The following is a 6,565-nucleotide window of genomic DNA, read 5'->3' on the forward strand; positions in this document are numbered from 1 at the left end:
AACGTTCTATGTCTACCGCGTCGATCCCGGCTTATTCAGCGACGACCTTTATGAAGTCGGCACGACGCGCAGTTTCCGTGACGCGATCGAACTCGTTAAAGGCGCCAGCGGTGGCAACCGATTGGATGTTTCCGACTGGTAAACGACCGCACGAGATCGGAGAAAAAACATGAGAACGCTTCGTTTCGGCACGCTATTCATACCTATCGATGCAACGACTGAACTAGCGCTCGCGTTGCTGCTCGTGGGATTGGGTGTCTTGATGTTCGGATGGCGAAAGCTGGCGTTCAGTTTGTTTGGGATGGCCGCTTGGTCTTGGCTGCCTCCAGATTACAAATATCTGATCATGGATACGGCGTTCGAGCTCTTAGAACTCGTTCCGTGGTGGTGTCTGGTGCTGCTTGTTATTTGGTTGTTGTATCGGGTTGCCGGCAATTTCATTCGCGATGTGGCGGTTCATGTCGCCAGCGACATGATGTCTGCGGCCATTCGCTGGCTTTTGACGAGCCGATTGGGCTGGTCATCATTGATCTCGATCATTTTGGGAGGCATGTTATGGACGCGACTCGGATAACTGCGGTTTCCATCATTGCAATCTGTGCAGTGGCTGTCGTATTGCAAGGCTGTTCCACGGTTCCTCGCCCTATGCTTCCGCCGCCGATGCCCGCCGTTTACCCGGGGCCATTGATTCCCAGCCCTCCTGGCGGTGGATGCCTTCCTTTCGCAAGTCTCGTTTCGTCCAATCCTCGGCCAGAAACTTCCAAGGTTGCCGACGTCTTGCTTCGAGCAGGGTATGTGATCGCTGCCGTTGAAAACGGGCGAACGACCTGGCGATGCAATCGTGTTTTGCAACCAACCGGATCCGCAAGCGTTCCACAACGCGTATCACCACCCGTGCCACCGGCCAACAACCGATCAGATCCAGTCTTGACTATGCAACGCGAGGCTCAGCAGAACCTACAACCTGAAGTTAGGCGCCATGAGATCGCTGGCAATCGCGCGGTCGACCCTCAGGGATTAGCGAGCCCAACAAACTCGCTGTCGACAGTTCGAGAGACGTTGAGCAGTACGTCATTAACGATTTCCGAGACGCCCGCCGTCACGACTGAGAATTCTGCGCCACCACGAGACGATGCTAAGGCGTCTAAAGCCAGCGGCGACGAGGCGAGGGCGCTCGCTGGGCGGCTTCTTCCCGACGGTATCACTGATCGCGATGGATGGGCCTCAGACATCGTTGACGCCATCGACGCATTGAATTTGCCGGCAAATAGTCAGTATCTCTGCGCCACAATGGCAGTTATCGGCCAGGAGTCTGGCTTTCAGGCCGACCCGATAGTTACTGGATTGCCGGCGATTGCGCTAGCAGAAATCGATCGGCTTCGCGACAAATTTCACATTCCGCGAGTTTTCGTTGATAAAGCCCTTGATCTTCGGTCGCCTAACGGAAGATCTTATCGGGCCCGTATCGATGCAGCCCGCACTGAGAAAGAGTTAAGTGATGCCTACGAAGACTTCTTCAGACACCTGCAATTACCGATATTGGGGAATGTGTCCGATCCGTATAACCCAATCAGGACTCTCGGGCCGATGCAGGTCAGCATCGCCTTCATAAATGAGCATTCGAGCCGATTCAAGGACAAGATTCCCGATGGGATGCATATTCGTGCATTTGGATTTTCTCGGAGAGGAGGTGTTCTGTTCGGCACTATGCATTTGCTTGACTACGCCGCCCCTTACGATCTCCCTATCTATCGCTTCGCTGACTACAATGCGGGGCGTTACGCCAGTCGCAATGCTGCTTTCCAGAACGCCATCGCTCGCCTCTCGAATACGACACTCTCTCTTGACGGTATTCTCTTGACCGAAGAAAGTGCTGGCGCCTACACGGGAGAGACCCTCCGAGCGGCTCAGTCTTTGACGACTTTGCTCCGCCTCACAGCTGACCAGATTGCCAACGCTTTGAAACTTCATCGCTCGGTACAGTTGGAAAGTACCGAGTTGTATCGGCGGGTATTTAAGTTGGCTGATGAACGCGCAGAGGCGCCGCTTCCTAGGGCCTTGTTGCCGAACATCAAGCTTTCCGGCCCGAAAATTCAGCGTAAGAATCTTTCAACAAGTTGGTTTGCTCAGCGCGTCGACACCAGATATCGTGCCTGTCTGGCTCGCGATGAGTTGGCAACGAGCGAATAACGGAAGGCGGACAAGGCTTACCTGGCCGGCGAGTGGCAGCTCGTGAGTAAGGAAATTCGTGATCGATCCGGATCGTTAATTCAGAACTAATTAGCCCTACTAAAAAGAAGAATGCGGCGTGGCTGCGTTGTTCTTGTTGTTTTGTTGTTCCCCTTCGCTGTGCTCAAGACACGGCACTCAATTTGGCGGCATGTTCGCATCACGAGCGTTGCACCGCTGCCTCAGATTGACCCGATGGTTGGTCAGTCGCAATTCCTTTGTTGTTTCCTTGGCTTTCAGCCTTATCAACGGCAAAGCGTTTCTTCCTCGATGCGTCATGCATGAAGTCTTGTCGCTTCACTCCAATCTCAGACGCAAAATCCCCACTGTGCTGCTGCTTCCATCTCTACCCGCGTAGAGCTCCTGTCGGTCGCCATTTCAGCTTCATCTCCTGAACCGACACGCCCAAAGAGTTGCTCTTCGGAGCGTTATCAGAATCCTCAATGTCGAGGTCCTTTTAAGGAGAAAACCATGGCTGCATACAAAAAGTGTCCGACTTGCAAGAATCATGAACGTGGCACCACGATTTATCGCTGCAACCACTGCGGTGCGATGTGGTGTTTAAAGGTTGGATTCATCTTCAATAGCGGTTGCGGCGCCGGCATGGATCGCTGTCCTCGCTGCGGGCGCGAGAAGATGCCTTCATTTTTTGGAAAGGGCAGTTTTCGGGAAATCGGGTGCGTCGGCTAGCGTTAGTGGTGCCATTTCGATTTGCCGAGAGCATAAATTTATTCTCTGTACACCCCCAGAGATTTACCCAATACTCATAGGACTACCGTCATGATCTCTGCTGCCACCTTTGCGGAATTGGCCGGCTACGCGGCACGAGGCCGAATCGGTACCGCAGTCACCTTGCGTTGCGACAATCCTAATCCGGAGGCAGGTTCGACCGTCGTCATCGATTGGTCAAGCGACGAAGCAGGACAAATGATGATCGGCAGTCGTGGTCCGTTTTCTGTACCTACACGTGGTCGTCATCGTGTCAATGTCGACGCGGAACCGGTGTTGATCCACCTGACTTGTGGCAGAGAGTCAGCAGAAGTACTGATTCGGCCGATCGTGGAAACCACAGCGGCGCGAGATAAATATTCGTTCGGTTTTTGGGTGTTCGTGCTGGTGATTGTTTCCTCCATCGGCTATCCGTTGATCAACGCCTTCTATCGCACTGGTGCGGTGGAAACGTCGCAGGCGATATCATCGCTTGCCAAGACCACGGCAAAGGGGCCGGCAGAAGCAGCCCCGGTCGCGCCCCGACAGCCTTTAGTTGTTTCGAATTCGGCCCAAAGCGTTGTGACGAACCGACCAGTCAAGGATGTGCCGAGTACTGGGAAAACCGTATCAGTTAGGGCGTCGTCTTCTGCCACGACTGCAAATGCAGAACTCTGGAGCGACCCGCGTGGCTACGCCAGTCGCAGGAACTCAAATCCAAGTCAATAACCCGCCGGAGGAAACAATGGTCTCACATCGCAAGTTCGGTCTTTTACAACAGGAAGCAACATTTGTTCAACGGTTTCTGGATGATTTCGAGGAGCCTACGAACGGTCAGCAAAGGGTCGCCAAAGTTGGCGAAAACGGCGAACTGATTTATGTGCGCAATTTCCCCTTGCCCGACGGCTTTGAGCCTGACTACATCGACCTCCTGGTCTTGCTGGACGATTTTCCCGCTCGTCCCCCCATCGGTGTCTACGTGCTGCATCGTCAGAACGGCGCACTGATCGAACAGATTTCGAACCGGTTTAACGCCTTTCGCGAGCGCGCTTTCCACAACGCCACACCAATTCCAAATTTCACCTGGATTTGCTACCACTATGAAAACAACTCTTGGCGATATCACCCGGAAGATCCCGCTCGCGGGGACAATACGGCCAAATTCCTGGCCGGATTCTTTGCCGAAATGTCACGTTAAAGGAGAGCACAACATGAAACTTTCAATCCGGATTGCTGCTCCAGTCATGGAACGCTTGCGTCGCTATCATCTGGCCGCGGGCAAGCACGCGGAAGCGTTGAGCTACGTTTGGGCGCGTGCGGTGGAAAGAAAAGGAGAGATTCTCGTCTTGGTCCCTCACAACGCACCTCTCAAGCTGTTTGCGCCGGATTGTTTCGTGCGTCAGACTGCGGGAAACGTTCAGTTGTGTCCCGATGTTCTGAACGGGATGCTGATCGGCTTTGCAGCGTCAGACTTTAACTGCCTCATCAACGTTCACGATCATTGGTTTGACGAGACAACGACGTTTTCGTCAACCGATGATCGCGACGACTTGGTGTTTGACCGGTATCTTCGTCGGTCCTTCGAACCCATGCTGCTCCAGCATCCACATATCGGCCCAGTTCGTCGAATTCATAACCTGTCACTTGTCCTGGCGCAGAAGGGCGTTGAGGCGCGTCTCGTGAATACGCGAAGCAAGCGACGCTTCTTGAAAGCAACCAAGTTCTCGGTCATCGGGGAGCAGTTTGAACGCCCCGTAATTGGGATACGAGGCAACGCGAGCGTCGCTGACGACATGTTCACTCGGCAAAAGGACTTCATCACGCCCGACAAGCAAGATATGCTCGCGAACCTGTCTGTGGCGCTGGTGGGATGTGGCGGGCTTGGCAGCATTCTTGCGGAAAGTCTGGCGCGTTGTGGCGTCGGCAGTATGTTACTGATCGACGACGACGAGCTTTCGCTTTCAAACCTGAACCGTTGGCAAGGTGGCTGCCACAAAGATATCGGGCAACCGAAGTCGAAGATTTTGGCCGCAAATCTCAAGAGAATGTTTCCTGCACTGTGCGTTTCGGCTCTCGTCTCATCACTGTACGCGACAGAGGCCGAACAATTCCTGGTCGGGGCAGACATCGTGGTCGCCGGGGTGGATAACGACGAGGCAAGATACTTTCTCAATCGTCTGTGTCTGCAATATCAGATACCTTACTTCGATGCCGGAGTCGATGTGACGATCGAGCCAGATTCGCCGGATTTCAGAGCGCGCTTCTTCGCGATTGTGCCTGGTGTAACTGCTTGTCTGGAATGCACACAGATTGAACTGTATCAGCGACAGAAAACGCTGGACGCCTATCAGGATGTTGTAACAGCCGAGGCCCGTCGTAACGCGGGCTACGTGACTGAGCAGCCCGAGATTTCGGCGCCGAACGTCTATGCGATCAATCAACGATCGGCCTCATTACTCGGAATGGAACTGCTGAACTACATTTGTGGCTGGCAGCCCATGGCAACTTCGATCTTGGAAAGTTGGAAAAGCGGAATTCATGAGCGTTTGAGTCGGAAAGTGTTTCCGGAACCGCCCCATCCGTCATGTCCGATCTGTGGGTACTATGCCGGCGTAGGGGATGCCGAGAAGCTTCCCAGGCCAAGAGCGTTCGCGCTAGCAGCGCTTCAGCACTTGGACGGCTGCATTGACGTCGGATCACTGTCCGCCAATGCCAGCCTCTGATCTTCAGGTGGGTGATAGATGTGTGCGATGGAGTTAGCGAGTGGGCGTTGACTATTGGAAAATAAATCATGCTATCGTTATCAGTCGGCCGTTCTTGGCTGATAGGGTCTGATTCCTTGAAGCTATGAATGCACTCTCGTAAGACAATTTCCCCCACGAAGGAGTTACTTCATGCGAAAGAAAATTGCCACTTTGTGCCCAGCTTGCGGTCCTGATTGTTGCCCAGAGATCTTCATTAACGAATCCTCTCCTGCGGGTAAACAGATAGAGATCATTGATGACTTCGGCGGCAAGATTTATTTGTCAAAGAGTTAGTTAGAAGCATTTGTAGAAATTGCAATTTCTGGTGAGCTTTCGCGGATCTAACGCGTCGCACGCGTGACTGGATTTATGGCGTTGCTCTTGTGTTCTCCATGACAATAGCCGCAAGACGTTATTATGCGAGAGAGGTAATCGATAGCGTCTTGTTGATTGCTTCTCTCTACTACTTCAAAGCATCCGCAGCAACCGATCGTGGCTATTCCCTTGTGGCCGGGCGGTTCTTTTTTACAATCCATCACTGATTCTTGACCAGATCTAATCCATTAAATGCCGTTGGGGTAATAACAAAGTTAGAAATGGCACCTCGGCATGCGTTGAAGTCTTCTTTGTCAGGCTATTGGGAATGGTTCGTGCGGCAAATTAGCCCCACTAGAAAGAAGAATGCGGCGTGGCTGCGTTGTTCCTGTTGTTTTGTTGTCACCCCTCCGCTGTGCTCAAGACACGGCATACAATTCAGCGTCATACTCGTCCCGAGTATTGTTCCGCTGCCTTAGATTGACCCGATGGTTGGTCAATCGCTTTTCCTTTGCTGTTCGTTTTCCTGGCTTCTTGCCTGAATCGATGGCAAAGCGTTTCTTCCTCGA

General features: G+C 53.0%; 6 protein-coding genes. All 6 read left to right on the forward strand.

Annotated features, from left to right (window positions below; all coding sequences use genetic code 11):
• The first annotated feature begins 169 nt into the window (after positions 1-169).
• The 6 genes from BLR25_RS21465 (at position 170) to BLR25_RS21470 (ending at position 5,975) form a co-directional block, all read left to right on the forward strand.
• Positions 170-574: a hypothetical protein gene (locus tag BLR25_RS21465; RefSeq protein WP_176786010.1), complete on the forward strand. Its 405-nt coding sequence runs from the start codon at positions 170-172 to the stop codon at positions 572-574.
• Positions 575-933: 359 nt separating this feature from the next.
• Positions 934-2,190: a DUF1615 family protein gene (locus BLR25_RS20710; RefSeq protein ID WP_245715626.1), complete on the forward strand. Its 1,257-nt coding sequence runs from the start codon at positions 934-936 to the stop codon at positions 2,188-2,190.
• Between the two features lie 819 nt (positions 2,191-3,009).
• Positions 3,010-3,666: a hypothetical protein gene (locus BLR25_RS21130; RefSeq protein WP_143009957.1), complete on the forward strand. Its 657-nt coding sequence runs from the start codon at positions 3,010-3,012 to the stop codon at positions 3,664-3,666.
• Positions 3,667-3,682: 16 nt separating this feature from the next.
• Positions 3,683-4,135: a hypothetical protein gene (locus BLR25_RS21135; protein WP_143009958.1), complete on the forward strand. Its 453-nt coding sequence runs from the start codon at positions 3,683-3,685 to the stop codon at positions 4,133-4,135.
• Between the two features lie 13 nt (positions 4,136-4,148).
• On the forward strand, positions 4,149-5,660 hold the full coding sequence (locus tag BLR25_RS20720) for a HesA/MoeB/ThiF family protein (RefSeq protein ID WP_176786012.1): 1,512 nt from the start codon (positions 4,149-4,151) through the stop codon (positions 5,658-5,660).
• A 171-nt stretch (positions 5,661-5,831) separates the two neighbouring features.
• Complete coding sequence (locus BLR25_RS21470; protein WP_176786013.1) at positions 5,832-5,975, forward strand: hypothetical protein; 144 nt, start codon at positions 5,832-5,834, stop codon at positions 5,973-5,975.
• The last annotated feature ends 590 nt before the right edge of the window (positions 5,976-6,565 follow it).

Source organism: Propionivibrio dicarboxylicus, from assembly GCF_900099695.1.
Classification (GTDB): domain Bacteria; phylum Pseudomonadota; class Gammaproteobacteria; order Burkholderiales; family Rhodocyclaceae; genus Propionivibrio; species Propionivibrio dicarboxylicus.

Excerpts from the sequence above, each read along its gene's own strand:
- BLR25_RS21470 (WP_176786013.1), top strand. The coding sequence starts at position 5,832 with ATGCGAAAGAAAATTGCCACTTTGTGCCCAGCTTGCGGTCCTGATTGT.
- BLR25_RS20720 (WP_176786012.1), top strand. The coding sequence starts at position 4,149 with ATGAAACTTTCAATCCGGATTGCTGCTCCAGTCATGGAACGCTTGCGT.
- BLR25_RS20710 (WP_245715626.1), top strand. The coding sequence starts at position 934 with ATGCAACGCGAGGCTCAGCAGAACCTACAACCTGAAGTTAGGCGCCAT.
- BLR25_RS21130 (WP_143009957.1), top strand. The coding sequence starts at position 3,010 with ATGATCTCTGCTGCCACCTTTGCGGAATTGGCCGGCTACGCGGCACGA.
- BLR25_RS21135 (WP_143009958.1), top strand. The coding sequence starts at position 3,683 with ATGGTCTCACATCGCAAGTTCGGTCTTTTACAACAGGAAGCAACATTT.
- BLR25_RS21465 (WP_176786010.1), top strand. The coding sequence starts at position 170 with ATGAGAACGCTTCGTTTCGGCACGCTATTCATACCTATCGATGCAACG.